This window comes from Pseudomonas extremorientalis (assembly GCF_024584605.1).
GTDB lineage: Bacteria > Pseudomonadota > Gammaproteobacteria > Pseudomonadales > Pseudomonadaceae > Aquipseudomonas > Aquipseudomonas extremorientalis.
The window spans coordinates 1197213-1222346 of the sequence record NZ_CP089519.1; the positions used below are offsets into that span (position 1 = coordinate 1197213).

General features: G+C 61.0%; 26 protein-coding genes. 10 read left to right on the plus strand and 16 right to left on the minus strand.

What is annotated here, in order from left to right:
- Nucleotides 1-40 precede the first annotated feature (40 nt).
- The 3 genes from LUU92_RS05205 to LUU92_RS05215 are packed head-to-tail and all read right to left on the minus strand — an operon-like array spanning nucleotide 41 to nucleotide 4688.
- Nucleotides 41-3103, minus strand: a complete 3063-nt coding sequence (locus LUU92_RS05205) for a MexW/MexI family multidrug efflux RND transporter permease subunit (RefSeq protein WP_257103254.1) — start codon at nucleotides 3101-3103, stop codon at nucleotides 41-43.
- Entirely contained in the window at nucleotides 3100-4251 is a 1152-nt protein-coding gene (locus LUU92_RS05210; protein ID WP_257103255.1) for an efflux RND transporter periplasmic adaptor subunit, read from the minus strand. The genes LUU92_RS05205 and LUU92_RS05210 overlap by 4 nt, the downstream gene beginning before the upstream one ends.
- 23 nt (nucleotides 4252-4274) lie before the next feature.
- The gene (locus LUU92_RS05215) at nucleotides 4275-4688 is read right to left on the minus strand and encodes a VOC family protein (RefSeq protein WP_257103256.1); all 414 of its coding nucleotides are present in this window, start codon (nucleotides 4686-4688) and stop codon (nucleotides 4275-4277) included.
- A 47-nt stretch (nucleotides 4689-4735) separates the two neighbouring features.
- Here LUU92_RS05215 and LUU92_RS05220 point away from each other — a divergent pair, with 47 nt between their 5' ends.
- Nucleotides 4736-5662: a LysR family transcriptional regulator gene (locus LUU92_RS05220; protein ID WP_071488576.1), complete on the plus strand. Its 927-nt coding sequence runs from the start codon at nucleotides 4736-4738 to the stop codon at nucleotides 5660-5662.
- On the opposite strand, the gene ribD is transcribed toward LUU92_RS05220, so the two are convergent.
- The 6 genes from ribD to LUU92_RS05250 form a co-directional block, all read right to left on the minus strand.
- Entirely contained in the window at nucleotides 5641-6747 is a 1107-nt protein-coding gene (ribD, locus tag LUU92_RS05225; protein WP_092240859.1) for a bifunctional diaminohydroxyphosphoribosylaminopyrimidine deaminase/5-amino-6-(5-phosphoribosylamino)uracil reductase RibD, read from the minus strand. The two genes, LUU92_RS05220 and ribD, sit on opposite strands and share 22 nt — an antisense overlap.
- The gene (locus tag LUU92_RS05230) at nucleotides 6744-8447 is read right to left on the minus strand and encodes a WD40 repeat domain-containing protein (protein ID WP_071488578.1); all 1704 of its coding nucleotides are present in this window, start codon (nucleotides 8445-8447) and stop codon (nucleotides 6744-6746) included. The genes ribD and LUU92_RS05230 overlap by 4 nt, the downstream gene beginning before the upstream one ends.
- 40 nt (nucleotides 8448-8487) lie before the next feature.
- Nucleotides 8488-9102, minus strand: coding sequence for a GTP cyclohydrolase II (locus LUU92_RS05235; RefSeq protein ID WP_071488579.1), 615 nt, complete (start codon nucleotides 9100-9102; stop codon nucleotides 8488-8490).
- 58 nt (nucleotides 9103-9160) lie between these two features.
- On the minus strand, nucleotides 9161-10168 hold the full coding sequence (locus tag LUU92_RS05240) for a formylglycine-generating enzyme family protein (protein WP_257103257.1): 1008 nt from the start codon (nucleotides 10166-10168) through the stop codon (nucleotides 9161-9163).
- A gap of 63 nt (nucleotides 10169-10231) precedes the next feature.
- The gene (locus LUU92_RS05245) at nucleotides 10232-10978 is read right to left on the minus strand and encodes a class I SAM-dependent methyltransferase (RefSeq protein ID WP_071488581.1); all 747 of its coding nucleotides are present in this window, start codon (nucleotides 10976-10978) and stop codon (nucleotides 10232-10234) included.
- Nucleotides 10979-11070: 92 nt separating this feature from the next.
- Entirely contained in the window at nucleotides 11071-11517 is a 447-nt protein-coding gene (locus LUU92_RS05250) for a DMT family transporter (RefSeq protein ID WP_071488582.1), read from the minus strand.
- Nucleotides 11518-11705: 188 nt separating this feature from the next.
- Between LUU92_RS05250 and moaC the strand changes: the two genes are divergently transcribed.
- The 3 genes from moaC to moaE are packed head-to-tail and all read left to right on the plus strand — an operon-like array spanning nucleotide 11706 to nucleotide 12873.
- Nucleotides 11706-12179 (plus strand): cyclic pyranopterin monophosphate synthase MoaC, encoded by a 474-nt coding sequence (moaC, locus tag LUU92_RS05255; protein ID WP_257103258.1) that lies wholly within the window; start codon nucleotides 11706-11708, stop codon nucleotides 12177-12179.
- Complete coding sequence (gene moaD, locus LUU92_RS05260) at nucleotides 12176-12418, plus strand: molybdopterin converting factor subunit 1 (RefSeq protein ID WP_071488584.1); 243 nt, start codon at nucleotides 12176-12178, stop codon at nucleotides 12416-12418. Before moaC ends, moaD begins: the two co-directional genes overlap by 4 nt.
- A gap of 2 nt (nucleotides 12419-12420) precedes the next feature.
- On the plus strand, nucleotides 12421-12873 hold the full coding sequence (gene moaE / locus LUU92_RS05265; protein WP_071488585.1) for a molybdopterin synthase catalytic subunit MoaE: 453 nt from the start codon (nucleotides 12421-12423) through the stop codon (nucleotides 12871-12873).
- Nucleotides 12874-13000: 127 nt separating this feature from the next.
- Here moaE and rhlB read toward each other — a convergent pair whose 3' ends face one another.
- Nucleotides 13001-14470 carry an ATP-dependent RNA helicase RhlB gene (gene rhlB, locus LUU92_RS05270; RefSeq protein WP_165447910.1) on the minus strand — a complete coding sequence of 490 codons (1470 nt, stop codon included), beginning with the start codon at nucleotides 14468-14470 and terminating at the stop codon, nucleotides 13001-13003.
- Nucleotides 14471-14566: 96 nt separating this feature from the next.
- Nucleotides 14567-15223 carry an alpha/beta hydrolase gene (locus LUU92_RS05275; RefSeq protein WP_071488587.1) on the minus strand — a complete coding sequence of 219 codons (657 nt, stop codon included), beginning with the start codon at nucleotides 15221-15223 and terminating at the stop codon, nucleotides 14567-14569.
- A gap of 346 nt (nucleotides 15224-15569) precedes the next feature.
- On the opposite strand from LUU92_RS05275, the gene LUU92_RS05280 reads away from it, so the two are divergent.
- From LUU92_RS05280 to LUU92_RS05295, 4 genes are all read left to right on the plus strand, one after another.
- Nucleotides 15570-16601, plus strand: coding sequence for an amino acid ABC transporter substrate-binding protein (locus LUU92_RS05280; RefSeq protein ID WP_071488588.1), 1032 nt, complete (start codon nucleotides 15570-15572; stop codon nucleotides 16599-16601).
- 72 nt (nucleotides 16602-16673) lie between these two features.
- Nucleotides 16674-17855 carry an amino acid ABC transporter permease gene (locus tag LUU92_RS05285; RefSeq protein ID WP_058422898.1) on the plus strand — a complete coding sequence of 394 codons (1182 nt, stop codon included), beginning with the start codon at nucleotides 16674-16676 and terminating at the stop codon, nucleotides 17853-17855.
- A 10-nt stretch (nucleotides 17856-17865) separates the two neighbouring features.
- Complete coding sequence (locus LUU92_RS05290; RefSeq protein WP_058422897.1) at nucleotides 17866-18963, plus strand: amino acid ABC transporter permease; 1098 nt, start codon at nucleotides 17866-17868, stop codon at nucleotides 18961-18963.
- An 11-nt stretch (nucleotides 18964-18974) separates the two neighbouring features.
- Nucleotides 18975-19739 (plus strand): amino acid ABC transporter ATP-binding protein, encoded by a 765-nt coding sequence (locus LUU92_RS05295; RefSeq protein WP_003171943.1) that lies wholly within the window; start codon nucleotides 18975-18977, stop codon nucleotides 19737-19739.
- 52 nt (nucleotides 19740-19791) lie between these two features.
- On the opposite strand, the gene LUU92_RS05300 is transcribed toward LUU92_RS05295, so the two are convergent.
- Entirely contained in the window at nucleotides 19792-20274 is a 483-nt protein-coding gene (locus LUU92_RS05300) for a type II toxin-antitoxin system MqsA family antitoxin (protein ID WP_071488590.1), read from the minus strand.
- Complete coding sequence (locus LUU92_RS05305) at nucleotides 20271-20582, minus strand: type II toxin-antitoxin system MqsR family toxin (RefSeq protein WP_092240871.1); 312 nt, start codon at nucleotides 20580-20582, stop codon at nucleotides 20271-20273. The genes LUU92_RS05300 and LUU92_RS05305 overlap by 4 nt, the downstream gene beginning before the upstream one ends.
- 158 nt (nucleotides 20583-20740) lie before the next feature.
- On the opposite strand from LUU92_RS05305, the gene LUU92_RS05310 reads away from it, so the two are divergent.
- Complete coding sequence (locus LUU92_RS05310; RefSeq protein WP_257103259.1) at nucleotides 20741-21400, plus strand: FadR/GntR family transcriptional regulator; 660 nt, start codon at nucleotides 20741-20743, stop codon at nucleotides 21398-21400.
- Nucleotides 21390-22655, plus strand: a complete 1266-nt coding sequence (locus tag LUU92_RS05315; protein WP_257103260.1) for a CynX/NimT family MFS transporter — start codon at nucleotides 21390-21392, stop codon at nucleotides 22653-22655. Before LUU92_RS05310 ends, LUU92_RS05315 begins: the two co-directional genes overlap by 11 nt.
- A gap of 54 nt (nucleotides 22656-22709) precedes the next feature.
- Here the strand turns inward: LUU92_RS05315 and LUU92_RS05320 are convergent, their stop codons facing one another.
- From LUU92_RS05320 to LUU92_RS05330, 3 genes are read right to left on the minus strand one after another with little or no spacing between them, the layout of a single operon-like run.
- Nucleotides 22710-23360, minus strand: coding sequence for a DUF1120 domain-containing protein (locus LUU92_RS05320; RefSeq protein ID WP_222541027.1), 651 nt, complete (start codon nucleotides 23358-23360; stop codon nucleotides 22710-22712).
- 10 nt (nucleotides 23361-23370) lie between these two features.
- Nucleotides 23371-23991: a DUF1120 domain-containing protein gene (locus LUU92_RS05325; RefSeq protein ID WP_071488595.1), complete on the minus strand. Its 621-nt coding sequence runs from the start codon at nucleotides 23989-23991 to the stop codon at nucleotides 23371-23373.
- A gap of 10 nt (nucleotides 23992-24001) precedes the next feature.
- Nucleotides 24002-25129, minus strand: a complete 1128-nt coding sequence (locus LUU92_RS05330; RefSeq protein WP_257103261.1) for a DUF1120 domain-containing protein — start codon at nucleotides 25127-25129, stop codon at nucleotides 24002-24004.
- Between the last annotated feature and the right edge of the window lie 5 nt (nucleotides 25130-25134).

Below are 25134 nucleotides of genomic sequence, written 5' to 3' on the forward strand. Positions count from 1 at the left end.
TACCAAAACGGGCGTCCCATGGGACGCCCGTTTTTTGTGTTCAGGCCGATTGCTCGACCTGTGCCCAATCGATCGCCGGTTTATGTGCCCTGGACAGCAGGGTGTATACCGACGGCAGTACAAACAAGGTAAACAGCGTGCCCACCAGCATGCCGATCACGATCACCAGCCCCAACCCGAAGCGGCTGCCGGCGCCGGCACCTGACGAGAACAGCATCGGCACCAGGCCCACCACCATGGCCGCCGTGGTCATCAGGATCGGCCGCAGCCGAATGCGTGCCGCGCGCATGATCGCCTGGGCCGGCGTGCAGCGGTACAGCACCTGCAACTCGTTGGCGAACTCGACCATCAGGATCCCGTGCTTGCTGATCAGACCGATCAGGGTGACGAGGCCGATCTGCGTGTAGATATTGATGGTCGCCAGCCCCAGCGCCAGGGGAATCAACGCGCCGCAGATCGACAGCGGCACGGTGATCAGGATGATCAGCGGGTCGGTCAGGCTTTCATACTGCGCTGCCAGCACCATGTAGATCACGATCAGCGCAAACAGGAAGGTCAGCATCAGCGCATTGCCCTCGTGAATGAACTGCCGCGAATCGGCCTGCCAGTCATGGCTGAAACTGGCGGGCAACTGGCGGCTGTGTTCCTGCAAGAAGGCCACTGCCTGGCCAAGGCTGACGCCGGGCGCGGGAATACCCTGGAAGGTCGCGCTGTTCTGCTGGTTGAACTGCTTGAGCTTGTTCGGCTCGATCACGTTGTGCAGGCTCACCACGGTGGACAGCGGCACCTGCTGGCCGGTGTCGGTGTCGACGTAGAAGCCATTCAGGTCCTGGGGCGTGAGGCGCCGCGAGGCCTGGCTCTGGGGGATCACGTCGTAGGAACGGCCCTGCAGGGCGAACCGGTTGGTGTAGTTCTCACCGATCAATACCGCCAGGGTGCTGCCGATGTCTTGCATGCGAATCCCCAGGCTGTTGGCCTTGCTGCGGTCGATGCGCACTTGGGTCACCGGGTTATTGAACGCCAGGTCACTGTCGACCACCGCAAACAGCCCGCTGGCCCGCGCCTGGGTTTTCAGCGTTTCCATGGCCTGGTACAGCGAGCGGTAGTCTTCTGTGCTGCGCATCACCATTTGCACCGGCAAGCCACCAGTGGAGGCGGGCAGTGGCGGCAGTTGAAACACAAAGATCGAGTTGCCTTCCACGGCGTCGACGCTTTGTTGCAGCTCGGCCTGGATTGTCGCTGCGCTGCGCTGACGCTGCGACCATTCGGTGAAGTTCACCCCGGCAAAACTCGCGGCGACGCCGTCATTGCCGTTGATGATCCAGGTGCTCACGGTCTCCGGCAAGTGGCCGAGAATCCCGCTCAACTGGTAGGCGTAGCGCTCTACATAATCCAGGTTGGCGTGCTGCGGTGACTTGATCGCCAGCAGCAGGTTGCCCTGGTCTTCGTTGGGCGCCAATTCCTTGCTGGCATGGCCATACAGCCAGGGCAGGCTGAGCAGCACCACGGCGCCGAACAACAGGATCAGCACGCGCTTGCGCAGCGAGCCCAGCAACGCACGCTGATACAGGCGTGCCAGGCGGTGGAAGAAGCGCTCGGCCAGGCGGCTCATGGTGCCTTCGTGCTCCTGGCCCGGTAGCAGCTTGGCGCACATGACCGGGGTCAGGGTCAGGGCGATCACCCCGGAGACCAGCACGGCGCCGGCCAGGGTCAGGGCGAATTCCTTGAACAGCGCGCCTGTCAGGCCGTTCATCAGGCCGATGGGCATGTACACCGCCGCCAGGGTAATGGTCATGGCGATCACCGGCGAAGCGATCTCGCGCGCGCCGAACAAGGCAGCCTGCAGCGCGCTGCGGCCTTCCTTGACATGCCGGTGGATGTTCTCCATCACCACAATCGCGTCATCCACCACCAGGCCGATCGCCAACACCATTGCGAGCAGCGTCAGCAGGTTGATGCTGAAGCCGAACAACGTCATCAAGCCCAGGGCGCCGAGCATCGACAATGGAATACTGACGATGGGGATGATCACGCTGCGCACCGAGCCCAGGCACAGGTAGATGATCACCACCACGATCAGGATGGCCTCGATCAGCGTTTCGATCACTTCGATAATCGAGGCTTCGATAAAGTGCGCGGTCTCGAACGCCAGCGCCACCTTGACCCCTGGCGGCAGGGTTTTCTCGATGTTCGGCAACAGGCGCTTGATGTCAGCGACGATCAACAGCGGGTTGCCCTTGGGGGTCGCGTAGAGGCCCAGGTGCACCGCGGGCTTGGCGTCCATCAGCGCACTGGTTTCATAGGCCGCCGAACCCAGCTCGACGGTCGCGATATCGCGCAGGCGCAGCAGGTGGTCGCCGTTGTTGCGGATGACCATGTTGCGAAACTCATCGAGGCTGCTCAGGTCGGTGTTGACCTGGATCGAGGAGATCACATAGTGGCCTTTGATCTGCCCCGGTGCTGCCTGGAAGTTGTTGTCGCGGATCGCCTGTTCCACCTGGGCGGCACTGATGCCGTGGCCTGCCATGCGTTGCGGGTCGAGCCACAGGCGCATGGCCAGGCGCTGGCCGCCGAAGGTCTCGACCTTGGCCACACCGTCGATCGTGGAAAACAACGGCTGCACCACGCGACTCAGGTAATCGCTCAAGGCCGAGGCCGACAGCGAGTCACTGGAAAACCCCACGTACGCCACCGCTGTCGCGTCGCCGGCGGAACGTTCGATCACCGGATCATAGGCCTGTTCAGGCAGGCGGTATTTGACCTGGTTGACCTTGGCAATCACATCGCTCAACGCCTTGGCCGAGTCCTGGTTGAGTGCCATGCGCAGGGTGATCTGGCTGCGGCCCTGCACCGATGAGGAACTGACATAGTCCACGCCTTCCACCGAGGCCAGGGACTGGTTGATCGGTTGGGTTACGAAGCCTTGCATCAGCTCGGCGGGGGCGCCGGGGTAGTCGGTGGTCACGCTGATCACCGAGCTTTCCAACAGCGGGTATTGGCGCACAGGCAGGTCGAGGTAGGCCTTGAGCCCGGCCAGTACGATCAGCAGGCTGACCACCAGGGCCAGTACCGGGCGACGTACGAACAGGTCGGTGAATTTCACGGGTTTTCTCCGGCCATGGTCATCCCCGAGGACGGGTCGGCATCGTTCAACACCGTACGTTCGAGGGGCTCGATAGCGGCACCGTCACTGAGCTTGATCTGCCCGGAAATCACCACGCGGTCACCCGGATTCAGGCCCGCATCGATCACCACGCGGCCATTGCGCCGCTCGCTGGTCTTGACCAATACGCGGCGGACGACGGGTGGGGTATTGGCATCGGTCGATGGCTGCACCACGAAGACATCTTCGCCGTAGGCGTTATAGGTGATGGCGGTTTCCGGCACGCTCAAGGTGTTGCCGGGCAGTGACTGCGGCAGGCGCACTTTGGCGAACATGCGCGGCAGGGCGCCGTCGGTGGGGGCCTGCAGTAGCGCCTGGACGCTCAGGGTGCGCGAGCGGTCGAGGAACGGGTCGATACTGCTGATACGTGCGCTGAAGCGTTGCCCCGGCAGGGCGTCGAGTTGCACATCCAGGGTATTGCCGACCTTCAGTTGGGCCAGGGCTTGCTCCGGCACGCTGAAGTTCACGTACAGGCCCTTGTCGCCGACCAGGTTGATCAGGCTGTCGCCGGGGTTCACAAATTGGCCCAGGTGAACCTTGCGGATCCCGAGGGTGCCGGCGAACGGTGCACGTATGGTCAATTGGTCGATCTGCGCCTTCAGTTCCTGCAGGGCGCCTTGAGCGGTGGTGTATTCGGTCTGGGCATTGTCGAAGGCTTCGCGGGACGTGGCGTTCACCTTGACCAGGGTGCGCGAGCGTTCCAGTTTGACCTTGGCATTTTCCAATTCGCCCTGCAGGCGCATCAGGTTGCCGCGTTGGGGCGCATCGTTGAGCCTGACCAGCACTTGGTCGCGCTCGACGCGCTGGCCGGATTCCACTGGCAACTGCACCACACGTCCGCCGACTTCGGCGGGTACGCTTACCTGCTGCACGGCTTCCAGCTCACCGATGGCTTCCAGGTAGCGGGTGAAGGGGGCGTCGCTGACCGGCGCCACCGCGACTTTGATCGGCGCAGGCGCGTAGGCCGCGGCAGCCGGATGGCTCCAACGCCACAATGCCCACGCCAACTCAATGAGGACAACCACGGCGATCAACAGCGCCACGCTGGTTCGTGAGACGGCACGTCCGGATCGACTGACGTGTGACATAAGCTTCATTCCTTGAGCGGCAATCAGTAAATGGGCCAGCAGCCCGGCGTCAGTAGTTCGACGAGGTTCTCATCCGGATCGCGGAAATAGATGCTCGATCCACCTTTGGGCCAGTGGGTGCGCCCCTCGATGGCAATGTTCGCGTTGTCCAGGCGTGCCTCCCAGGTCGGCAGGTCGTCGGCGTCGATGGCAAAGCAGATATGAATGCGCCCGTTGGCGTCATGGGGAGGGATCTCGCCGCCGCTCAAGTATTTGGTTTGAAGAGAGGCGCCCCGTTTGAATAGCAAGAGAGTATTCTGCTGACCGACATTTAACGCGACGAGTACGTTGCTCTCGACCATCGTCTCAAGCTCCAGGTGCCGGGCGTAAAACGCTTTGGCGCGGTCGAGGTCTTCTACGTACAGCGCGGTCTCAATGATTCGTTTGAGTTGAGGCATGGTTTTGCTCCTTGTTGAAGGTTGCTCCCTGAGATGGAATTCACAGCATGGTCACGGTCCTACTGCGCAATATCGATTTGAATCTGTTGGTGGTGCTCGATGCACTGCTGACTGAAAAACACGTCACCCGCACCGGTGCGCGACTGCATTTGAGCCAGCCGGCCATCAGTCACTCCTTGAGTAAGTTGCGGGTGCTGCTCGACGATCCGATCCTGATCCGCGAGGGTAACGAAGTGGTGCTCAGCGCCCTGGCGCAGAATATCCAGGTGCCGTTGCGCGACATCCTCAGCCAGATCGAAACACTGTTCGGCAAGTCCATCGACTTCGACGCGGCCAGTTCCCAACGCACCTTTCAATTGGCGATGTCGGACTACGGCGCCGCGATTATCCTGCCCAAGTTGCTGGTGCGACTGCGCAGCGAGGCGCCGAACACCACGCTGGTGGTGACCCAGGGCAGCCGGCATGCGATGTTCGAGCAAGTGGCGCAGGGCAAGATCGACCTGGCCCTGGGGGTGTTCCCCAGCCTGACGCCCGATGTGTCGATGGAAGTGTTGTTCGAGGAAACGTTTTCCTGCCTGCTCGACCGGCGGACCCTGTCCAAGGACGGCATGCTGGATCTGGAGAGCTACCTGGAGCGCCCGCATATCCAGGTGTCCATGGACGGAGGTGCCAATGGTGAAGTCGATAGCCTGTTGCGTGCCGAAGGATTGCGCCGTCGCATCGCCGTCAGCGTGCCGCACTGGCGTACGGCGCCGAGCCTGTTGCACAACACCGACCTGATCCTTACCGTGGCCACCCGCACGCTGGAAGACACGTTGCTCAACCCGGACCTGGTGCAATTGCCGCCACCGTTCAGCATTCCGCGCTTTCCCTTTGTGCAGATCTGGCACCAGCGATTCTGTGACGATCCGGCACATGCGTGGTTGCGCGAACAGGTCAAGCAAGTGGTAGCTCATACCGTGCAGGTCGACTGATCGGGGCGCAGGCGTAATCGCAAGTCCTGGCCCAACTGGGTCACTTCATACAGGGTGAAGTCCAGGGAGTGGGTGAGGTTTTCCAGCTCCGGCAAATGCACCAGCGGCCGTGCGAGGTCGCCGAGCAGGCGCGGCGCGACGTACAGCAACAGCTCATCCACCAGTCCGGCGCGCAGCAGGTTGCCGGCCAGGGTCGGCCCGGCCTCGACCATCACATCATGCAAACCGCGCTGGCTCAGATGGACCATCAAGGCATGCAGATCGAGGCCATTCTGGTTGCCCGGCAGGCCGAGCAAGCGCTCAGCGTTGGCGCCTGGCGGCAGATGTTGCTCGTGCACCACATGCAGGCTTGGCGCCTGGTCGTCGAACACTCTCGCGGTACCCGGCACCCGCGCCTGGCTGTCGAGGATCACCCGCAGCGGCGCGATGGCTTCGGCGGACGCCATCTCGCGTACGGTCAATGAGGGGTTGTCGGCCAGCACCGTGCCGCTGCCGGTGAGGATCGCTGCACTGCGCGCTCGCCAATACTGCACATCGGCGCGCGCCCTGGCGCCGGTGATCCATTGCGAGCGCCCGTTGTTCAGCGCGGTGCGGCCATCCAGGCTCATGCCCATCTTCAGTTGCACCCACGGCCGCTGGCGCTTGACCGAGGACAGGAAGCCACGGTTCAACTCGCGGGCGACCGCATTGAGTAAGCCCACGCGAACCTCGATCCCGGCGTCGCGCAGTTCGGCGATGCCACGACCGTCGACCTGCTCGAACGGGTCTTCATGGGCAACGACCACACACGCCACGCCAGCCTCGATCAGCGCCTGGTGACAGGCCCCGGTGCGCCCGACATGGCTGCAGGGTTCCAGCGTCACATAGGCCGTGGCGCCCTTGGCCAGGGCACCGGCCTGGCGAAGGGCGAAGACCTCGGCGTGCGGACCGCCCGCACGCCGATGCCAGCCCTCGCCCACGATGTGTGCACCGTGGGCGATGACGCACCCGACCCGTGGATTGGGCCAGGTGGAGTGACTGCCGCGCTCGGCCAACGACAATGCATGGTGCATATGTTGAAAGTCGATTTCGCTGAAGTGGGTCATGGGCGGCGTTGCCCTGCCACGGCGTGGGCGGTGATCGGGTAGATACGCCCGTCGTAGGCGCTGGCCAGGAAGCCACTGCCTTCGGCGTCATGGGTCAGGCAGGAAATACCGCTGGCGGTGATCTTCTCCACCTTTGCCCATTTGCGCTTGGCCAGGTCGAACACGGCCACGGTGCCGCCGTAGCTGCCGGTGGCGATCATCTGGCGGTCCTTGGAGATGGCAATGCACTTGATCGAGTGGCTGTGAGGTGTGTCATACACCTCGCTGTTGCCGGCTTGCCACAGGCGCAGCTTGAGGTCGCGCCCGATACTGGCAAAGCCGCCCTGGATCTGCGTGCAGCCGTTGGAAATACGGTCGTGGGCTTTGTCCAGGTAGGTTTCCAGTTCGAAGTCGCTGATCCGGAAGAACGCCGCGGCCGCTGTCGCGCATACGCTGAACAGGTACTGTTCATCGGCGGCGATGCCCTTGATGGCGTTCTCGTGCATGCGCACTTCGCGCAGGAAACGCGGCTGCTGGTTTTCCAGATTGAAGATCAAGGCTTCGCCAGTGTACGTACCGATTGCGGCGTGCAACTGGCCATCTTTTTCGAAGGTGGTGCCGCAGTTGAGCGGTGAACGGTGCTGGTAGATGACGTCGCCGGTCTTGGCGTCGAACACCGTGCCCATCTGGCCGCCGGTCAACACGCTGTCGCCGAAGGGCAGCAGGAAGTTGCACAGACTGCCGGCCTTGGTGCTGGGCTGGCCATTGATCTGCAGGATGCCGGCATCACCGATGCTGTAGATGTCGTCGCCGACCACCGTGACGGCGTTCAAGCTGATGGCCGGCTCGATGCCGCCCACGTCCCATTCCTGAGTGGTGAAATCCCAGGTGGCGTAGGTGGAGCCGAAGGTCACGAAGGCGATGCGATGGTTGCCCAGCAATGCACAGCTGCGTGGCCAGATGATGCTTGGCAGTGAAGTCTGGGCGGTTTTTACCAGTTGGTTGTCGGGCGTCAACTCCCACAGCATGACGCAACGGTCGTAGCTGAGGCTGACCAGCAGGCGCTGCGCGTCGTTCCATACGATGCGCTTGATGCCGGCGGCATGGGCGGCTTGCAGGTAGGTGCCGCTGCTGCTGATCACGGAGATTTTGCCTTCGTCGTCACCGGCGAAAATGATGCCCTCGCGGGACAGGGCCACGGTGTCGGTTTCGACGCCGCCCAGGTCGATCAGGTCCAGTTGTTCGCCGCTGGCAGCGTCCCAACGGCGGATCGAACCGTCATCGCTGCTGGAAACCAGGGTCTTGCCATCGGCGGCCCAGCACACCGAAATCACGTCGGCATCGTGACCGCTGAGGATCCGCAGGGTTCGCCCGCTGAGGTCGAACAGGCGGATGCTGTGGTCCCGCGAGCAGGTGGCGATGGTCTGGCCATCCGGTGAGAAGGCAGCCATTTCGATGTCGTCATCGTGACCCACCAGCACGCTTTTCAAGCGCAGCGAAGGGATTTCCCAGACGCGGGCAGTGTAGTCGCTGCTGGCGCTGACCAGCAGGGTGCCGCTGGCGTTGAACGCGCATTGGTTGGCCAGGTGGTCGTGGAGCACGCGCTGGATCGGCGTCTTGGTTTTTGCATCCCACAAAATAACCTGGTTGTCATAACCGGCGGTTGCAACGTACGTATCGTTGAATGTTGCGATACCGCTAATAGGGCCAAAGTGTCTCATGCGTCATCATCCTTAATGTAGTGTGGGCGAAAGAAAGTGTTCAGGCGCGCTTCGGTTGTTTCATCAGGTTGATCACGTGGTTTTTCTTATCGACTTTCGCTTGCAAGTAATGAGTGTTATGTCGGGTGACAAACACGCCGGTCGGAATAACGTTGTCCACTACAATGCCGTTATCCACCAGGGCTTGAACTTTGTCCGGGTTATTGGTGATCAATTGGCAATGTTTGATGTTCAGCGCTTTCAACATGCCTGCGGCCATGGAGAAATCGCGGTCATCTTCCGGAAAGTTCAGATGAGTATTGGCTTCGAACGTGTCCATGCCAGAATCTTGCAGGCGGTAGGCGTCCAACTTTGCATATAAGCCGATGCCGCGGCCTTCTTGGCGCAGGTAGATAAGATAGCCACCCACTTCCTGCATGCGCAGGATCGACTCGTTTAATTGCGGGCCGCAGTCACAGCGCTGTGAACTGAATACATCGCCGGTCAGGCATTCGGAGTGAATACGCACCAACGGGCTGATGGGATTGGCGGGGCCAAGCTTTATCACGATATGTTCGTGTGCCGTGTCCAACCCACTGAACGTGTAGAAAGTTCCAGGGTTGGAATGGTCGTCCAGGGGGATATCAACATGGTTGCGTACGCTTAGGCGGTTCATGGCGGTTCCTTCCGTGCTTGAATGTTCAACGCGTTATTGTTTTGGTACAGAAGAGGGATTACAGGGTTTGTGCGAGGCGAAAGCCCATTACGTAAATCTGTCGCGGATACTTGCCGTGACGCCGGCAATTGCGGGTCAGGTCGCGAAACCGCGTGAAGCTGCCACCACGGGCGATGCGGTGGGTGCCAACCACAGTGACGAGGTCGTCGGTGATGGCGGTGCCGCCGGGGTAGGGGGCGTAGTCGTCAGCGACGAATTCTTCGACATTACCGGCCATGTCCAGACAGCCAAATGGCGAAGCACCCTCGACCAGGAAGCCGACCGGAGTGGTGTCGAACAGGCCCAGTTCGGCGGTGTTGGCACGCTCGGGCAGGAAGGTATTCCCCCAGGGATATTCGAGGTTTTCCGGGCCGGCGGCGGCGTATTCCCATTCAGCCTCGGTGGGCAGGCGGAAGCTGCGCCCACTGGCTTCGCTGAGCCAGGCAGCGTAGGCGTCGGCGTCATCGGCAGTGATCCCGTAGACCGGATGGTTGGCGCGTGCGTGAGGGTACTGTCCGAAGGCCCAGCTTTCGGGAATCCGTGCCTGCGTGTTGGCTTCGAGAAAGGCTCGGTATTCGAGGTTGGTCACCGGATATTTACCGATGGCGTATGGCCGCAGGTGTACGCGATGACGAGGGACTTCCTTGACGATCCAGTCCCGATCCAGGCCCAGGCCGCGCATGTCATGCATCACCTGGTCGACCGCCGATTCGGCCAGACCGATCTCGACGGTGCCTGCGCTGATTTGAATCATCGTGGGGTTGAGTACATCGAGCCTGGGGTCATGGGTCAGTGCCAGCAGTTGGGCGGCGGCATAGCGCCAGGCCAGCGGCGAGACAGGGTTTTCGACGCGGTCGGCCAACTGTTCGCTGGTCTCTTCCGACACCAGGCGCCAGGCTGCCAGCGGCAACTTGAGGTTGACGGCTTCGTGGAAATGCTCAGGTAGGCCCATCAAGAAACGGTCTGTCATTTCGGCGGTCAGGGGGCCGTCGAACACGGGCCAATGGTTGAAACCCTTGGGAGTCATAACGCTCGTTTTCCTACTGCGTGGGAGAAAAGGCACGTACACCCAGGCGTACGTGCCCGGCCTTCAGAGGGTGCAGATCAGCCCGGTTTGCAGGCAGTTGCGTTCGAAATCATCCCAGTAGCCCTTGGGGTGCTTGGCCCGCTCGGCCTCGGAAATAATCGGTTTTTGCCACTGCAGGCGGGAGAAGCCGGCTTTCATGATCGCCAGCTCATAGCGTTCGCGGCTCCAGCGATGGAAGGTGAAGGCGCTGGGCGGTGTGGTGACGAATTCGGCGTGGTGGCGAAAGCCGCCTTCGTGGGGTTCTTCGGTGAGTACGTGCACGCCGTATTTGGTGAAGTTGCCACGTTTCAATTGAAAGGTTGGCTCTACCGTGTAAGCCACGACCCGTCCACCTGGGGCGAGGTTCTTGGCGACGACCTGGAACATCTTGTCCAGTTTTTCTGGCGAATCGGCATAGTTGAACAGCCAAGCGGCGGTGATCAGGTCGAACTTGCCGAGAATGCCCAGATCGCAGATATCGCTGACGTGGTACTCGATCGGCTCCTGGTTGCGCGCCGATTCTTGCCGGGCCAGTTCAATCATGGAGGCGGAGATGTCCACGCCAACCACTTTGCTGGCACCTTGGCGATACAGCTCGCGTCCGAAGAAACCGAAACCGCAGGCCAGGTCCAGTACGGATTTGCCCTGGGGATTACCGACCATACTGAAGAAGGTCGCGGTTTCCACCGAGCGCTGCGAGGCGCTGTCCGTGAAAGCTTCGAAGCGTTCGCCGATGGCGTCGTAAGTTGCCGTTGCAGTTTGAGTGGTCATTGCCTCACCTTTTTAAAGTTAATAGCTGTCGTCAATCCCTGACTGGGAACATGAAGAAGTCTTCTGTTTTTGGTGACCCTGTTACGCGTGAATCAAGTGCGAGTGGTAATAAGGAATCCTCCTATGACGACAAGTACGCCGACCAGTTTATTAATGTTGAGAGACTGTTTGGGGAAGCCCAATAAACCAAAATAGTCAATCGCAATTGAAACGATAAGTTGTCCGATCAATACCGCCATGATGAAGTTGAGGGCGCCGAGTCGAGGCGCCATCAATAACGCTACGGTAATATAAAAAACGCCGGCAACACCGCCCATCCAAATCCACCAGGGGCCGTCTTGCACGGCGGCAAGATTGGGGCGAGGCGCCTTGACTGCAATAATGACAACAATGAGTACAACCAGGCTGACCAATAGAGATACTGCCGTGGCCCATAAAGGATGGCCTAGCAGGTTACCCAGTTTTGCGTTGGTGCCTGCCTGCAAGGGCACTGCAAAACCGGCGAATAAACTGAGCAGGATGAAATACAGTAAGGTCATGAAGTGGGCATTCCGTTTTTTTCAAGTTTTACGGTGCTTGGATTGTTGGCGCCAATTCTTTGTTCTGATGGGGTGTATTCGTCGCACTGATCGAGCATTGGCTACTGGTGATTCAGGGACGGGGAATCAGGTGTGCGCAATCTTGACCGACGGGTTTACAATCGCTGCTCCTGATCAGGAGTATCCCTGTGCTGACTCATCTCGATTCCCAAGGTCGCGCCCATATGGTCGACGTCACCGACAAGTCCGTGACGTTCCGTGAGGCGGTGGCCGAAGCGCGTGTGCGCATGCTGCCCGAGACCCTGCAAATGATTGTCGACGGCGCCCACCCCAAGGGCGACGTATTTGCCGTGGCCCGTATTGCCGGGATCCAGGCCGCGAAAAAAACCAGTGACCTGATTCCCCTCTGCCATCCGTTGATGTTGACGGGCGTCAAGGTCGAACTGAGCACCGAGGGTGCAGACTTGGTGCGTATCGTGGCGCGCTGCAAACTCTCCGGCCAGACCGGCGTGGAGATGGAAGCCCTTACTGCTGCCAGCGTCGCGGCGCTGACGATCTACGACATGTGCAAGGCGGTGGACCGTGGCATGACCATCGAAAGCATTCGCCTGCTGGAAAAACTCGGCGGCAAAAGCGGGCATTTCAAGGCGGACCAGGCATGAGCATCAACGTATTGTTTTTTGCGCGTTACGCCGAAGCGGTGGGTTTTGATTCGTTGGAGATGGAGGGCGACTTCGCCACTGTCGATGCGGTGCGTCTGGCGCTGGCCAGTGACCCGGAGTTTGCAGTGCTTAACGAAACCAGCCTGATGTGCGCACGCAACGAAGAGATGTGCGGCCTTGATGAGCCGGTGCAGGCAGGTGACGAAGTAGCATTCTTCCCACCCGTGACCGGAGGCTGAGCATGGCCATTCGTGTGCAGGCCCAGGCGTTTGATCCCGGTGCTGAAGTCAACGCGATGCATGCGGCCAATGTCGGCGTGGGCGCGGTGGTGAGTTTTGTTGGCTATGTACGCGATTTCAATGACGGTCTGGATGTCGCGGGAATGTTCCTGGAGCACTACCCCGGCATGACCGAAAAGGCCCTGGCCAAGATCGCTGTGGAAGCCGAGCAGCGCTGGCCGTTGCTCAAGCTGGAAGTGCTGCACCGCATTGGCGCGCTGGAACCTGGCGAGCCGATTGTGTTTGTTGGGGCGGCCAGTGCCCATCGCCAGGCGGCGTTTGATGCCTGCGCGTTTGTGATGGATTACCTGAAGACGCGGGCGCCGTTCTGGAAGAAGGAAAATACCAGTGAGGGGCCGCGTTGGGTGGAAGGGCGCCACAGCGACCACGCCGCCGCGGAGCGCTGGAAGTCTTAGGCCAAACACAGCACCAAATGTGGGAGGGGGCTTGCCCCCGATTGCAGTGGGTCAGCCAACAGAGATGTTAGATGTGCCATCGCTATCGGGAGCAAGCCCCCTCCCACAGTTTTCACTGCATTCCAGCTTACGGACGCTTGCGTTCAACGGCGCGCAACAGGTGCGTCGGCGGCGTCTCGCAACTGATCTTGCGCCCCAGCAGCGCTTCGATCGACGGCAACTGATACGAATCATCTTCCCCGGCAAAGCTGATCGACACACCCGCCGCTCCGGCACGGCCGGTACGGCCAATGCGGTGCACGTAGTCATCCGGCACTTCCGGCAGGGTGAAGTTGATCACATGGCTGATGCCGTCGATGTGAATCCCACGCCCGGCCACGTCGGTGGCCACCAGCACACGGATCTTGCCTTCGCGGAAGCCTTCCAGGGTCTTGATGCGCTTGTGTTGCGGCACATCGCCGGACAGTTGCGCGGCGTTCACACCGTCACGCACCAGGCGTTCTTCGATCCGGCGCACCTCGTCCTTGCGGTTGGCAAACACCATCACGCGTTCCCAGCCGTTGTCGTTGACCAGGTTGTAGAGCAGCTTGTACTTATCGGCGCCGGCTACCGCGTAGATGTGTTGCTCGACGTTTTCGCTGGCGACGTTTTCCGCTTCGATCTCGACGATGGACGGGTCGGTGGTCCATTGCTTGGCGAGGTTCATCACGTCTTCGGTGAAGGTCGCGGAGAACAGCAGGGTCTGACGCTCGGATTTCGGCGGGGTCTGGCGAATGATCTGGCGCACTTGCGGGATAAAGCCCATGTCGAGCATGCGGTCGGCTTCGTCCAGCACCATCACTTCGACCATGTCCAGGTGCACGTCGCCGCGCTGGTTGAAGTCCAGCAGACGGCCAGGGGTGGCCACCAGGATGTCGCAGTGGCGGGCTTCGAGGTGCTTGAGCTGCTTGTCGAAGTCCATGCCGCCCACGAACGTCATGACGTTGAGGCCGGTGTACTTGGTCAGGTCGGCGGCGTCCTTGGCGATCTGTACCACCAGCTCCCGGGTCGGGGCGATGATCAGCGCGCGCGGTTCGCCCATGTAGCGCTCTTTGGGCGGCGGCGTCTGCAGCAACTGGGTGATGATCGAGATCAGGAACGCGGCGGTCTTGCCGGTGCCGGTCTGGGCGCGGCCGATGGCGTCTTTGCCGGCCAGGGTAAAGCCCAGCACCTGCGCCTGGATCGGCGTGCAGTATGGAAAACCAAGGTCCTGGATGGCGTGCATCAGTTCCGGGGCCAGCTTGAAATCATGGAAGCGGGTCTTGCCTTCCTGGGGTTCGACGACAAAGTCTTCGAGTTTCCACGGAATTACCGGCGGTTTTGGCGCACGTTCACGGCGCGGTTTTGGTGCCACCGGTGCGGCAACGGGTTCGACCGGTCTGGCCTGTTCGGGTGGGGTCACCGTCGGCTTCTTCGGCTGGGCGGCGGGTGCGGTCCGGTCGGGCTGTCTGCCGTCATTGCGGCTGCCGGCTGTCGGGGCAGGAGCACTGGAATCAGGCGCGAGCGGCTCAGCCTCGCTTTTGCCGAACATCTTCTTGAGTGCTTTGAGCACGGTGATCTCATTAATTGGTTAAGGAATGTACGCCGGCCAGTGTAATGCAAGAATCGGGCGCGGCGTAGTGCGTCTGTCATACGGCTACATAAACGCTGGTGTTCAGCCCAGGCGAGCGGTCAACCAGGCACCGATATCGCGTATCTCCTCGGGTAACACTTCGTGGCCCATTGGGTATTCCTGCCATGTCACGGTGACACCACGGCTCTTCAAATGCTCGTAGGCGCTGCGGCCCATGGCGTTCTGCACCACGTCGTCGTACTGGCCGTGCAGGCACAGGGCGGGAATGCGCTGCTGGCTGGCGGACAATTCCAGCTCGTCGCTGAACGTGGGGGCATAGGTGGAGAGGGCAATCACGCCACCCAAGGGGCCTTCCCAATTCAGGAATGCGGTGTGAAAGACCACGGCGCCACCCTGGGAAAAGCCGGCGAGGAAAATCCGCGAAGCCTCTATTCCGGTTCTCTTCTGTGCCTCGATCAAATCCGTGACCATTGTTGCCGAGACTTCCAGCTCTTCCAGGCTGATGGAACGGGCCGGGCTCATGGCTTTGATGTCGTACCAGCTTGGCATCTCGTAGCCACCATTGATCGTCACCGGCCGGGTCGGTGCCTGGGGCAAAACGAAACGCGTGGTCAGCAGGCTTTCCTGCAGCGCCTCGGCCACTGGCAGGAAGTCATAGCGATCGGCACCCAGGCCATGCAACCAGATAACGCAGGCGTCTGCGGGCTTGGCGGGCTGAAGAATCAAGGGTTCGGTCATGTCTGCTCCATTAATGTGCGCGCGCTCCGATTAAGTGCGACGGAACGGTGCGCGATGGGTTGATCTGTTAAGAAGATGTCGCACGGTTGAATCTTTTTCTCTTGACCGGGGGCTGGAACGACTCAGCCGGCACTCTGGTACGGCGCTTGCTATGTGTTGAACGATGTCAGCGCTATCCCGGGACGGTAACACTATCAGTGACTGCCGCTTGTGGGATAGCAACTGGAATTACTGCGACAACTTCATGCCGCTTGACCCTAAAAAAAGCCAACACGGGTCGATATCGCCTCATAAGGGTGCGCTGAGGTTCGAGCTCCGACACAACAAGAGCAAACTGGAGGTTTGAATGAAGGTATTGAAATCCACCCTGGCCATCGTGACTGCGGCGGCTGTACTGGGTGTCAGTGGTTTCGCCCAGGCGGGCGCCACGCTGGACGCCGTGCAGAAAAAAGGCTTTGTGCAGTGTGGCGTGAGTGACGGCCTGCCGGGTTTCTCGGTACCGGATGCCAGCGGCAAGATCCTCGGGATTGACGCCGACTTTTGCCGCGCTGTGGCCGCCGCCGTTTTCGGCGACGCGACCAAGGTCAAATTCAGCCAGTTGAATGCCAAGGAGCGTTTCACCGCGCTTCAATCCGGCGAAGTCGACATTCTGTCCCGTAACACCACCATGACCAGCTCCCGCGACGCCGGCATGGGCCTGAAATTCCCAGGCTTCATCACTTACTACGACGGCATCGGCTTCCTGGTAAACAACAAGCTGGGCGTGAAAAGTGCCAAGGAACTGGACGGTGCAACCATCTGCATCCAGGCCGGTACCACCACCGAGCTGAACGTTTCCGACTACTTCCGTGGCAACGGCCTGAAATACACGCCGATCACCTTCGACACTTCCGATGAAAGCGCCAAGTCGCTGGAATCCGGGCGTTGCGACGTACTGACCTCCGACAAGTCCCAGCTGTTCGCCCAGCGCAGCAAGCTGGCCTCACCGAAGGACTACGTTGTTCTGCCGGAAACCATTTCCAAGGAACCACTGGGCCCGGTCGTGCGTAATGGCGACGACGAGTGGCTGGCCATCGTGCGCTGGGTTGGCTACGCCATGCTCAACGCTGAAGAAGCCGGCATCACCTCCAAAAACGTCGAGGCTGAAGCCAAGTCCACGAAGAACCCGGACGTTGCGCGTCTGCTCGGTGCTGACGGCGAATACGGCAAAGACCTGAAAGTGAAGAAAGACTGGGTTGTACAGATCGTCAAGCAAGTCGGTAACTACGGTGAAGTGTTCGAGCGCAACCTGGGCAAGAGCACCCCGCTGGAAATCGACCGTGGCCTGAACGCGCTGTGGAACGCTGGCGGCATTCAATACGCACCACCTGTGCGCTGATCGCTGATGGTTCTGTCACCCGGTGGGCCAACCGCCGGGTGATGTTCTGTTCCATTATTTCCGGGGCACTTCATGCAAAATCAAATCGGCGCACCCAAGCAGAAGCTCAGCTTCAGCGACCCTAAAGTGCGTGCGTGGCTCTTCCAGATCATCACGATAGTGGCGGTGGTCTCGCTGGGCTGGTACCTCTTCAACAACACCCAGACCAACCTTCAGCACCGGGGCATTACCTCGGGTTTCGACTTTCTTGAACGCAGTGCCGGCTTCGGCATCGCGCAACATTTGATCGACTACACCGAATCGGACAGCTATGCCCGGGTCTTCGTGATCGGCTTGCTCAACACCTTGCTGGTGACCTTTATCGGCGTGATCCTGGCGACCTTGCTGGGGTTCATCATCGGCGTGGCGCGGCTGTCACCGAACTGGATGATCAACAAGCTGGCGACCGTGTATGTGGAAGTGTTCCGCAACATTCCGCCGCTGCTGCAAATCCTGTTCTGGTACTTCGCGGTGTTCCTGACCATGCCGGGGCCGCGTAACAGTCATAACTTCGGTGACACCTTCTTTGTCAGCAGCCGTGGCCTGAACATGCCGGCAGCGATTGCCGCTGACGGGTTCTGGCCGTTTGTGGTCAGTATCGTTGTCGCCATCGTGGCAATCGTGCTGATGGCGCGTTGGGCCAACAAACGTTTCGAAGCCACCGGCGTACCGTTCCACAAGTTCTGGGCGGGCCTGGCGCTGTTCATCGTGATCCCGGCGTTGTGCGCCTTGATCTTCGGCGCGCCGCTGCATTGGGAAATGCCCAAGTTGCAAGGCTTCAACTTTGTCGGCGGCTGGGTACTCATCCCTGAACTGCTGGCACTGACCCTGGCGCTGACCGTCTACACGGCAGCGTTTATTGCGGAGATCGTGCGTTCGGGCATCAAGTCCGTCAGCCATGGCCAGACCGAAGCCGCGCGCTCCCTGGGCCTGCGCCCCGGGCCGACGCTGCGCAAGGTCATCATCCCGCAGGCGCTGCGGGTGATCATTCCGCCGCTGACCAGCCAATACCTGAATCTGGCGAAGAACTCGTCCCTGGCCGCCGGTATCGGTTACCCGGAAATGGTCTCGCTGTTTGCCGGCACGGTGCTCAACCAGACCGGCCAGGCCATCGAAGTCATTGCCATCACCATGAGCGTGTACCTGGCGATCAGCATCAGCATTTCCCTGCTGATGAACTGGTACAACAAGCGCATTGCGCTGATCGAGCGGTGAGGAAACCAGCATGACTACGCATACATTCAAACCGGATATGCCGCCGCCGAACAAAGTGTTCGGGCCGATGGCATGGATGCGCGCCAACCTGTTTTCCAGCTGGCTCAACACCCTGCTGACCCTGTTGGCGTTTTACCTGATCTACCTGGTGGTGCCGCCGATCCTGCATTGGGCGATCCTGGATGCCAACTGGGTCGGCACCACGCGGGCCGATTGCACCAAGGAGGGCGCCTGCTGGGTGTTTATCCAACAGCGCTTCGGGCAGTTCATGTACGGCTACTACCCCGGCGACCTGCGCTGGCGCGTGGACCTGACCGTGTGGCTGGCCATCGTTGGCGTAGCGCCGCTGTTCATCTCGCGTTTCCAACGCAAGGCGATCTACGGCCTGAGCTTTTTGGTGCTGTACCCGATCATCGCCTACTTCCTGTTGCATGGCGGTATCTTCGGCCTGACCAACGTGGCGACCAGCCAATGGGGCGGGCTGATGCTGACCCTGGTGATCGCCACCGTCGGCATCGCCGGTGCCTTGCCGCTGGGCATCATGCTGGCGTTGGGGCGGCGCTCGAACATGCCGGCCATTCGGGTGGTCTGCGTGACCTTCATCGAATTCTGGCGCGGCGTGCCGTTGATCACCGTGCTGTTCATGTCCTCGGTGATGCTGCCGTTGTTCCTGCCCGAAGGCATGGGCATCGACAAGCTGCTGCGGGCGTTGATCGGCGTGATCCTGTTCCAGTCGGCCTACGTGGCCGAGGTGGTGCGCGGTGGCTTGCAGGCGATTCCCAAAGGTCAGTACGAAGCGGCTGCAGCGATGGGCCTGGGTTACTGGCGCAGCATGGGCCTGGTGATTCTGCCGCAAGCCCTCAAGCTGGTGATTCCCGGCATCGTCAACACGTTCATCGCGCTGTTCAAGGACACGAGCCTTGTGATCATCATCGGCCTGTTCGACCTGCTCAACAGCGTCAAGCAAGCCGCCGCCGATCCTAAATGGCTGGGCATGGCCACCGAAGGCTACGTGTTCGCAGCCCTGGTGTTCTGGATTTTCTGTTTTGGTATGTCGCGCTATTCCATTCATTTGGAACACAAGCTCGACACAGGCCACAAGCGTTAGGAGTTGTTGTTATGAGCGAAGCGATCAAACAGCCTGTGAGCCCTGAAGGCATTATCCAGATGCAGGGCGTCAACAAGTGGTACGGCCAGTTCCACGTGTTGAAAGACATCAACCTCAACGTCAAGCAGGGCGAACGTATCGTACTGTGCGGCCCGTCGGGTTCGGGCAAGTCCACCACCATCCGCTGCCTCAACCGCCTGGAAGAGCACCAGCAGGGTCGCATCGTGGTCGATGGCGTGGAGCTGACCAACGACCTCAAGCAGATCGAAGCGATCCGCCGCGAAGTCGGCATGGTGTTCCAGCATTTCAACCTGTTCCCGCACCTGACCATCCTGCAAAACTGCACGCTGGCGCCAATGTGGGTGCGCAAGATGCCCAAGCGCAAGGCCGAGGAAATCGCCATGCACTACCTGGAGCGCGTGCGCATCCCGGAGCAGGCGCACAAGTTTCCGGGGCAACTGTCCGGCGGCCAGCAGCAGCGCGTGGCCATCGCCCGTGCGTTGTGCATGAAGCCCAAGATCATGCTGTTCGACGAGCCGACTTCGGCACTCGACCCGGAAATGGTCAAGGAAGTACTCGACACCATGATCGGCCTGGCCGAAGACGGCATGACCATGCTGTGCGTGACCCACGAAATGGGCTTTGCGCGCACCGTGGCCAACCGCGTGATCTTCATGGACAAGGGGGAGATCGTGGAACAGGCGGCGCCGAATGACTTCTTCGACAACCCGCAGAATGATCGGACCAAGTTGTTCCTGAGCCAGATCTTGCATTGATCGATGCTTGAAACGACAAACCCGGCCTGGTGCCGGGTTTGTTTTTGCCTGTCTAGGAGGCCTTGAGCGCTTCCTGATCGGTATTGATGGTGTGGTTGAATCCGCGCATATCAGTACCCTCGGCCAACGCCCTCGCATCGGCCAGCAGGTGTGGGTAGCGATCCAATAGTCGCATCAGCAGCACCAGGGGTTTGGGGGGCAGAAGCTCGCCGCGCTCGTAGCGTGAAAAAGCGTTGTGACCGCCTCCCGATAGCAGTTCCACCGCTTCCTTCTGTGTAATGTGCAGTTTGCGTCGGATGCGTTTCATCTCGGTGCCGATCATTTTTCGCGCGGCGTGGATGAGTTCATCACCGGCTTTCGCATGGCGCTCTGAACTATCAGGGTCATACACGCTGTCGCTGCATGCATGGCATTCCCAGCCAGAAAGGTCATCGACACGACTTTCCATGCCTTTGACACTAAGGGTTTCGCTTCGGCCCTCGAACCGGGTCATTCCGCCGGGTGTACCGCATATATAGCATTGTCGGGTTTTCATGAGTTGCACTCCTTGAAGGAGATGACCGGGGGGTTACCGCCTGGGCAGTAAGTCACCTTTATGTAGATCTCCATGCCGTGTGAACTGATGTGGTACACGTCCTGCCATACCCGATGGTCTGCATAGGTAGTCATTGATTTGTACAACATCCTGGTTTGCAATTGATAAACGACCTCCTTCATCTCATGGATTGCGAAGCCGAGTTTCCTTCCTGTGGCCTTGGCCGTTGAGGTAAATGCCTGGTCTCCCAGCCGTCTCACATCCGCCTTTATCACCGCCAAATCGTAATGAGGTGTGTACTTTTCCATAAGACACCTAAGTCCATAATTACCCTCAAAGGGTAATTTTACCAATCGAAAATACTGCTCCTTTACCTGCCTAAGAACCGTAGTGCGTTGCCTTTGTAGGTAAGTCCGAATAGGCTGTAGGAAAATTCATCCTATGATTGGACGAAAGCGCGGAGCCCATGACAGACATCGCCCCTTTGATCAAACGCTCCCTGGTCGACCAGGCCCTGGAGCAGTTGCGCCTGCGCATCACTGAAGGCCGGTGGGCCATCGGTGAGCGCCTGCCCACCGAGCCCGAGCTGTCCGCCGAATTGGGCATCAGCCGCAATACCGTGCGCGAGGCCATGCGCGTATTGGCGTTCTCCGGCTTGATTGAAATCCGCCAGGGCGATGGCAGTTACCTGCGCTCGATGACCGATCCGCTGGGCACGATGCGGGCGCTATCCCACTGCACCCTGGAGCAGGCGCAGGAGACGCGGCAGATTCTTGAAGTGGAAGCCATCGGGTTGGCCGCCATGCGTCGTACCGAACAAGACCTCATCGCCTTGCGCGAAGCCCTTGACACCAGTGGCAAGCTGTATCACGGCGACCTTGAGGCCTATATCAGCGCTGACCTGGTGTTCCACAAGCACCTGGTGGACGCCGCGCACAATCCGGCACTCAGCGAGCTGTACCAGTATTTCTCGCGCATCGTTGCCGCCCAGTTGCGCCAGACCCTGAACATTTCACCGCGTCGCCAAGCGGTGTTCGACCTGCACACCGCCTTGCTCGACGCCGTGGAACAACAAAACCCGGAACTCGCCAAATCCCTCTGCCGGCAGTTGATCAATGAGCCTTGAAGCCCAACGTAAAACCGAATTCGAAGAACTGCTGATCGACGCCGAGGCCGACGACGAGGTGGTGCAGCACACGCCACCGCTGGTGAGCCGCCCATGGCTGTTGCTGCTGGGCCTGGTGCTGGTGGCACTGAACCTGCGTCCGGCACTGTCGAGCATGGCGCCGTTGCTGGCCGACGTTTCCGCCAGCCTGGGGCTGTCGGCAGCCCGGGCCGGTTTGCTGACCACGTTGCCGGTGTTGTGCCTGGGCCTGTTCGCGCCGACCGCTCCGCTGCTGGCGCGCCGCTTCGGCGCCGAACGGGTGGTGCTGGGCATCCTCCTGGCCCTGGCCGCCGGCATCATCCTGCGCAGTTCATTTGGCGAAGCCGGGCTGTTCGTCGGCAGCCTGATCGCCGGAGCGAGTATCGGCATCATCGGCGTACTGTTGCCGGGGATCGTCAAGCGTGATTTCCCCCGGCAGGCGGGCACCATGACCGGCGTCTACACCATGGCCCTGTGCCTGGGGGCGGCATTGGCAGCTGGCGCTTCGGTGCCCCTGAGCCATTACTTCGGCGACAGCTGGAGCATCGGCCTGGGGTTCTGGGTCTTGCCGGCATTGGTAGCGGCACTGGCCTGGTTGCCGCAGGTCGGGCACAAGCACGGCGCGCACCACGTGGCCTATCGCGTGAAGGGCTTGTTGCGCGACCGGCTGGCCTGGCAGGTGACGTTGTACATGGGCCTGCAATCGTCCTTGGCCTATATCGTGTTCGGCTGGTTGCCGTCGATTCTGATCGGTCGTGGCCTGAGCGCCACTGAGGCCGGGTTGGCGCTCTCGGGTTCGATCATCGTGCAGCTGTTCAGCTCGCTGGCGGCACCGTGGTTGGCGACGCGGGGCAAGGATCAACGGCTGGCGATTGTGGTGGTGATGCTGCTCACCCTCGGCGGCCTGTTCGGTTGCCTGTACGCGCCGCTCGACGGCTTGTGGGGCTGGGCGATCCTGCTGGGCCTGGGCCAGGGCGGCACCTTCAGCCTGGCGCTGACCTTGATCGTGTTGCGCTCGCGGGATTCCCACGTGGCCGCCAACCTGTCGAGCATGGCGCAAGGCTTTGGCTACACACTGGCGTCCATGGGGCCATTGGCGGTGGGTGTGCTGCATGACTGGACCGGCGGCTGGGGCGCCACCGGCTGGGTGTTCGCTGTGATCGGCCTGGGGGCAATCATCACAGGGCTCGGCGCCGGCCGAGCACGCTATGTTGGCGTGCTCAGCGAGCGGGTTTGATCTGCGGCCTCGACGTAGCGCAGGGGCTACGTCGCACAGTCACTCAGGCACGGCCTACAGGTACACCACTTCCAGCGTCGCGGAGCCATCCATCGGCGTTTCCACACTCAGGTCGAGGTTCTGCTTGGCGTTGATCACGGCTTCCAGGGTCAGGGTGCTGGTCAGGTTCTGGATCGCTGATGGGCCGGCGGTGCTGCCAGCCACATCGGTAAAGCCCAGCAGGCTCCTGGAGCCGATATCGATGGGGTTGCTGTTGGATGTACGCCACGCCACCCCACCCGTGGTCGACTCGGTGCCATAAGTCACCGGCAAAGCATCGGCCACCGTTTGCTTGGGATCGAATTTCACCGAGTACACGCCAATCTTGTTACCCGCGCTGTCCAGGCCCAGGCCGTAGTAAATCTCGCTGTTGACGTGAGCCGAGCCGTCGCGGTTGTCGTGCATGCGCAGGGCATAGCGACCGGGGGCGTTGCAACTGACGGTCAGGGTCAGTGACTTGAGCGGCAGCCGGGTGCCCGTGGCCTGGTTGAGGTCCTGTTGGGAGATCTTGCCGAAGTCGATCAACCCACCGCCGGAAAACGCCGGGGTGCAGGCCATGGGGGTGATCAGGCCACCCACGGTCAGTTCCACCGTGGACGCGGCCTGGGCGGTTGAAATACTGGCCAGCCAGGCAAGGGCGGCCACGCGAATCAGTGAGGTTTTCATGGTTCAGCTCCTATAAGTACTTGATGGTCAGGGTCACCGAGCCTTCGAAGGGCACTTCTTCGCTCAGTGGCAGGGTGTTGGCGGGGGCGAGGGCTGGTGCGACGTGCAGTTGGGCGGTCAGTTGCTGCACAGGTGCTGGAGCGAATACGTCTTTTGGGGCAAATGCGGTGAGGAAGTGGTGCGATAGAATGCTCGTGGGGGACCAGGACGAGGACGCCGTCGAGCCAATCGGTATCATCTCAACGCCGTCGGCCAACACGGTATCGAGGGTCAGCAGCAGGAAGCCGAGCTTGGCGTTATTGCCGGTCAGCCCCAGGCCGAATGAGTTGGGTGAATCGTTGTAACTCGAGCCGAGGCGATTGTCCCGGGGCTCAAGGGCCAGCAGCGTCATGGCTTCACAGGTAATTGCCAGTTGCAGGCTGGTGGCGGGCAATAGGGTGGGTCGATCGCTGTTCAAGTCTTTGGCGGCTATCTTGCCCAAGTCATACACGCCGCCATCGGACAGGCTGGGCGCGCAGGCGCTGGGCGTGATCCGGCCGCTGACGTTCAGCTCGACGGTTGAAGCGGCCTGGGCCTGCAGCACGTGGCTCAGGCACACGCAGGCGACCAGTCGGATCAGTATCGTTTTCATGGTTGAGTTCCTACAAGTAATGAATTTCGAGCGTGGCCGAGCCGTCGAGGCGAACCTCATTGCCCAGATCCAGCGATTCCAGTGGGGCGACCGTCGCCTCCAGGCTCAGCGTGGCGTTGAGGTGTTGAATGGCGCTGGGCCCGCCGGTACTGCCCGATGTGCTGCTGAAACCCAGGTAACGAATGGCCCCCACCGCCGTGATACGCGCACTGGCGCTGCTCCAGGGCAGGCCGCCGGTGCTGGAATCGGTGCTGAAGACTTGGGCGAAGTTGTCGGCGCTGATGAGGGCCGGGTCGAACAGCAGGCGGTAGCGCCCGATTTTCTGACGGCTGGCGTCCAGGCCCAGTCCGTAAGTGGTTTCATCACCGGCACCGGTTGCCGAACCCTGGCGGTTGTCCTGCATGCGCACGGCGAAGGCTGTCGGCGCATCGCACGTTACGCTGAGGGACAACGCGCGTGGCGCCAGGGGCGTGTCCTTGTCGTTGGACAGGTCGCTGACCGACAACTTGCCCAGCTCCACATGGCCGCCGTTGGACAGGGTGGGGGTGCACGCCGCCGGTGCAAAACGTGCCTGCCAACGCAATTCCCGCGAATGGTCGGCGGCGAGGGCGTCGAACAACCCCGCAGTGTCCCAGCTGACCGCGTCGCTTACCCGGACGGCGTCCTCGCTGGCCCAGGCACTGGCGTCCAGTTGCAGCGACAGGTTACGCCCGGTCACCGCCACGCCACCGCGCATCGGCACCACGCCGTGGTCGGGCTGCCAGCTCAGCCGAGCGCTGACTGCGGACGGCGCTTGCCCCGGACCCGCGATCAAACCGAGTTCGACCGCCTGGCCGTCCAGCACTGCGTCACGCACTTGCAAGCCGTAACTGCCGAGTTCGGTAAAGCGGAACCGCCCCGGCCCCGCCGCCAGCCCACGATAAAACACACTCATGTCGGTGGGCCGCGGGCAGTTCAACGTCAGGCTCAGTTGTCGCTCTCCCAGCAGGCGCTCGGGGGCGGGCACCAATGCCACGGCGCGGTTCATCAAACCAAAGTCCACGTGCGTCTGGCTGAGGTTGAGTTGGCATTCGTCGGCGGCCAGGGCATGGGCGCCGAACAGGGCGCCCATGACGTACAAGACAGGTTTCAGGCCCATGGTCA

What these genes read in the sequence shown, in the direction of transcription:
- LUU92_RS05330 (WP_257103261.1), bottom strand. Translation starts at nt 25,129, where the DNA reads ATGGGCCTGAAACCTGTCTTGTACGTCATGGGCGCCCTGTTCGGCGCC.
- LUU92_RS05300 (WP_071488590.1), bottom strand. Translation starts at nt 20,274, where the DNA reads ATGAAAACCCGACAATGCTATATATGCGGTACACCCGGCGGAATGACC.
- moaD (WP_071488584.1), top strand. Translation starts at nt 12,176, where the DNA reads ATGAGCATCAACGTATTGTTTTTTGCGCGTTACGCCGAAGCGGTGGGT.
- moaE (WP_071488585.1), top strand. Translation starts at nt 12,421, where the DNA reads ATGGCCATTCGTGTGCAGGCCCAGGCGTTTGATCCCGGTGCTGAAGTC.
- LUU92_RS05235 (WP_071488579.1), bottom strand. Translation starts at nt 9,102, where the DNA reads ATGAACCGCCTAAGCGTACGCAACCATGTTGATATCCCCCTGGACGAC.
- LUU92_RS05325 (WP_071488595.1), bottom strand. Translation starts at nt 23,991, where the DNA reads ATGAAAACGATACTGATCCGACTGGTCGCCTGCGTGTGCCTGAGCCAC.
- LUU92_RS05305 (WP_092240871.1), bottom strand. Translation starts at nt 20,582, where the DNA reads ATGGAAAAGTACACACCTCATTACGATTTGGCGGTGATAAAGGCGGAT.
- LUU92_RS05210 (WP_257103255.1), bottom strand. Translation starts at nt 4,251, where the DNA reads ATGTCACACGTCAGTCGATCCGGACGTGCCGTCTCACGAACCAGCGTG.
- LUU92_RS05215 (WP_257103256.1), bottom strand. Translation starts at nt 4,688, where the DNA reads ATGCCTCAACTCAAACGAATCATTGAGACCGCGCTGTACGTAGAAGAC.
- LUU92_RS05275 (WP_071488587.1), bottom strand. Translation starts at nt 15,223, where the DNA reads ATGACCGAACCCTTGATTCTTCAGCCCGCCAAGCCCGCAGACGCCTGC.
- LUU92_RS05310 (WP_257103259.1), top strand. Translation starts at nt 20,741, where the DNA reads ATGACAGACATCGCCCCTTTGATCAAACGCTCCCTGGTCGACCAGGCC.
- ribD (WP_092240859.1), bottom strand. Translation starts at nt 6,747, where the DNA reads ATGACCCACTTCAGCGAAATCGACTTTCAACATATGCACCATGCATTG.
- LUU92_RS05280 (WP_071488588.1), top strand. Translation starts at nt 15,570, where the DNA reads ATGAAGGTATTGAAATCCACCCTGGCCATCGTGACTGCGGCGGCTGTA.
- LUU92_RS05295 (WP_003171943.1), top strand. Translation starts at nt 18,975, where the DNA reads ATGAGCGAAGCGATCAAACAGCCTGTGAGCCCTGAAGGCATTATCCAG.
- LUU92_RS05245 (WP_071488581.1), bottom strand. Translation starts at nt 10,978, where the DNA reads ATGACCACTCAAACTGCAACGGCAACTTACGACGCCATCGGCGAACGC.
- LUU92_RS05220 (WP_071488576.1), top strand. Translation starts at nt 4,736, where the DNA reads ATGGTCACGGTCCTACTGCGCAATATCGATTTGAATCTGTTGGTGGTG.
- LUU92_RS05250 (WP_071488582.1), bottom strand. Translation starts at nt 11,517, where the DNA reads ATGACCTTACTGTATTTCATCCTGCTCAGTTTATTCGCCGGTTTTGCA.
- LUU92_RS05230 (WP_071488578.1), bottom strand. Translation starts at nt 8,447, where the DNA reads ATGAGACACTTTGGCCCTATTAGCGGTATCGCAACATTCAACGATACG.
- LUU92_RS05315 (WP_257103260.1), top strand. Translation starts at nt 21,390, where the DNA reads ATGAGCCTTGAAGCCCAACGTAAAACCGAATTCGAAGAACTGCTGATC.
- LUU92_RS05240 (WP_257103257.1), bottom strand. Translation starts at nt 10,168, where the DNA reads ATGACTCCCAAGGGTTTCAACCATTGGCCCGTGTTCGACGGCCCCCTG.
- LUU92_RS05285 (WP_058422898.1), top strand. Translation starts at nt 16,674, where the DNA reads ATGCAAAATCAAATCGGCGCACCCAAGCAGAAGCTCAGCTTCAGCGAC.
- LUU92_RS05290 (WP_058422897.1), top strand. Translation starts at nt 17,866, where the DNA reads ATGACTACGCATACATTCAAACCGGATATGCCGCCGCCGAACAAAGTG.
- LUU92_RS05320 (WP_222541027.1), bottom strand. Translation starts at nt 23,360, where the DNA reads ATGAAAACCTCACTGATTCGCGTGGCCGCCCTTGCCTGGCTGGCCAGT.